The following is a 2,901-nucleotide window of genomic DNA, read 5'->3' as shown; positions in this document are numbered from 1 at the left end:
CTGACCCTGGCCGGTGCGTCGGCGGTGTCCCACGACCTGTATGCCAGCGTTATCAAGAAGGGCAAGGCCAACGAGAAGGATGAGATTCGTATTTCGAAGATCACCACCGTTGCTTTGGGTGTGTTGGCCATCATTCTGGGCATTCTGTTCGAAAGCCAGAACATCGCGTTCATGGTCGGCCTGGCGTTCTCCATCGCGGCGAGCTGCAACTTCCCGGTGCTGCTGCTTTCCATGTACTGGAAAAAACTGACCACTCGCGGTGCGATGATCGGCGGCTGGATGGGCCTGATCAGTGCTGTAGGCCTGATGATCCTTGGCCCGACCATCTGGGTGCAGATCATGCATCACGAGAAAGCCATCTTCCCGTATGAGTATCCGGCGTTGTTCTCGATGATGATTGCCTTTGTCGGGATCTGGTTCTTCTCGGTTACCGACAAGTCGACTGCGGCTGACAATGAGCGGGCGCTGTTCTTCCCGCAGTTTGTTCGTTCGCAGACCGGGTTGGGGGCGAGTGGGGCGGTTTCGCACTAAGCGTTCGGTTTGACTGTTTAAGTTGTGTTGAATGGAAATGCCCTGGTCGAGAGATCGGGGCATTTTTTATTGGGCGGTAATCGACCCGAATTTCGTGGATGTACCGATTTACTGTAGGAGCGAGCCTGCTCGCGAAGGCGGCCTGGCAGCCGACCTGTCTTTTGTTTATCGCGTACATATCCATTCCTGCGGTAACGGCGGCTTATGGTTCCGCTCTTACAGCGGGTCACTTTGGCAAACGCCCCAAAGTAACCAAAGGTCTCGCCCCTTACGTACGGCCCCTCGCTTAGGCTCGGCGTTCCTTCGCTGCGGTATTCATCCGGGGGCATTGCCCTCCGGTCGGCTTCGCTTCGACCTACATGCAATGAGTTCGACTGCGTCGAACGGCGCTGCGCGCCAAACCCCGGATAAACACCTCCGCTCAGCCTGCCGAGGGGGCGGGTGGATCAAGATCAAAAGCTGCAGGCGAGCTAACGCTCGACCTGATGAGTGGTGAGAAGCGACGCGGTGGTGTGGGCTGCTCTGCTTTTGCTTTTCTGTGGGAGCGAGCCTGCTCGCGATGGCGGTCTGCCGGCCGATCGAAATTCTGCAGCGAACTCAACCAACAACCAGGCCGGCCGGTAGGCCGCCTCGGGCGCTTTTGCGGTGTACGCCCCCTCGTGAGGCCGAGYGSAGGTTCTGCGCAGTGGGCAACCCGGCATGGATGCCGGGTTAGCCGCCSMCGGCCATGGATGGCCGATSGCGGCGGGCCCACGGAGCAGGACCGGAGCGAGGGCATGCCGAGCCWMRGCGAGGCACCGAACGWCAGGGGCAAGAGCCCTTTGGTTACTTTGGGGCTTTTCCAAAGTGACCCGCYGTAAGRGCCAGCCCTTTCAAGGTCTTCGTTTAGAATCCCCTAAAAACCAGTCAGGGTGACGAAAACGATGTGGGCAGAAGTTCTAGCGCGGTTTGAAAAAAAGACACCGGCCAGTGTCATGACGAAATTGATACTGGAGCAGGCTGTTCCTGCCGAATGGGTKGATCAGGTGTTTGAAGAACACCGTCAACGCCAGTACCCGCGTGAGCTGTTGTTTTCGACCATCGTTGAGCTGATGTCCCTTGTTTCATTGGGYYTRCGSCCKTCYTTRCATGCCGCTGCCCGGCAAATGGAGGGGCTGCCGGTTACCTTGGCGGCGCTCTATGACAAGGTCAGCCGCACAGAGCCCGCGTTGCTGCGGGCGTTGGTTACAGGAAGCGCCGAGCGCTTGGCTCCGACGATARARGMGTTGGGCTGTTCAGCCATTTTGCCKGGCTGGCAGCTGCGCATTGTCGACGGCAACCACCTGYCTTCTACTGAAAAACGCTTGGGGGCTTTGCGGCGTGAGCGAGGTGCGGCGCGACCAGGGTTTTCAGTCGTGGTCTACGACCCGGACCTCGATCAGATCGTCGACTTGCAGCCATGCGAGGATGCCTACGCCAGTGAGCGCGTCAGCGTGCTGCCGCTGTTGGCCCGCGCCACTAAGGGCCAGCTGTGGATGGCCGATCGGTTGTACTGCACGCTGCCCGTCATGCAAGCCTGCGASGAMGCGGGGGCTTCGTTCATTATTCGCCAGCAAAGCAAACATCCACGGTTGATTGAGGAAGGCGGCTGGCAAGAATCTGTGGCCATCGAATCCGGAACGGTGMGCGAGCAAATCATCGAACTCAAAGGTGGTCACCGCTGGCGCCGAGTTGAACTGAACCTACAGACCCCTACTGACTCAGGYGACACGGTGATGTGGTTCTGGAGCAACTTGCCCGACACCGTCAGCGCCGGGCAGATCGCCGAGTTATACCGTCGTCGCTGGAGTATCGAAGGGATGTTCCAGCGCCTGGAGTCGGTGCTGGACAGTGAAATCGAAAGCCTTGGCGCTCCGCGGGCGGCGTTGCTGGGATTTGCTTCAGCGATCCTGGCCTACAACGTCCTGGCAGTGCTCAAGCGCAGTGTGGAACAGGCTCATCGCGAGACATTGCCCTCCGGTCGGCTTCGCTTCGACCTACATGCAATGAGTTCGACTGCGTCGAACGGCGCTGCGCGCCAATCCCCGGATGAACACCTCCACTCAGCCTGATGAGTGGTGAGAAGCGTCTGTGTACGCCGATCTGCCTTTGCTTTTCTGTGGGAGCGAGCTTGCTCGCGATAGCGGCTTGCCAGTCGACCAGATACCTCCCAGACGAACGAACCCAACAACCAGGCCGGCCGGTAGGCCGCCTCGGACGCTGTTGCGGTACACGCCCCCTCGTGAGGCCGAGAGGAGGTTCTGCGCAGTGGGCAACCCGGCATGGATGCCGGGTTAGCCGCCGCCGGCCATGGATGGCCGATGGCGGCGGGCCCACGGAGCAGGACCGGAG

Annotated in this window: 1 protein-coding gene and 1 pseudogene; both read left to right on the top strand. The window is 59.9% G+C overall.

Annotated features, from left to right (window positions below; translation table 11 throughout):
• Nucleotides 1-531: sodium:solute symporter family transporter (locus ACXRVY_RS22665; protein ID WP_458238292.1), on the top strand; the 531-nt coding region annotated here is incomplete at its 5' end.
• Nucleotides 532-1,505: 974 nt separating this feature from the next.
• Nucleotides 1,506-2,525: pseudogene (locus tag ACXRVY_RS22660) on the top strand (IS4 family transposase); the annotation flags it as partial.
• Nucleotides 2,526-2,901 lie beyond the last annotated feature (376 nt).

It is taken from the genome of Pseudomonas sp. P5_A2_2 (genome assembly GCF_054177685.1).
The sequence above is the reverse complement of the archived record's forward strand: the minus strand, read 5'-3'. Positions and strand labels throughout refer to the sequence as shown.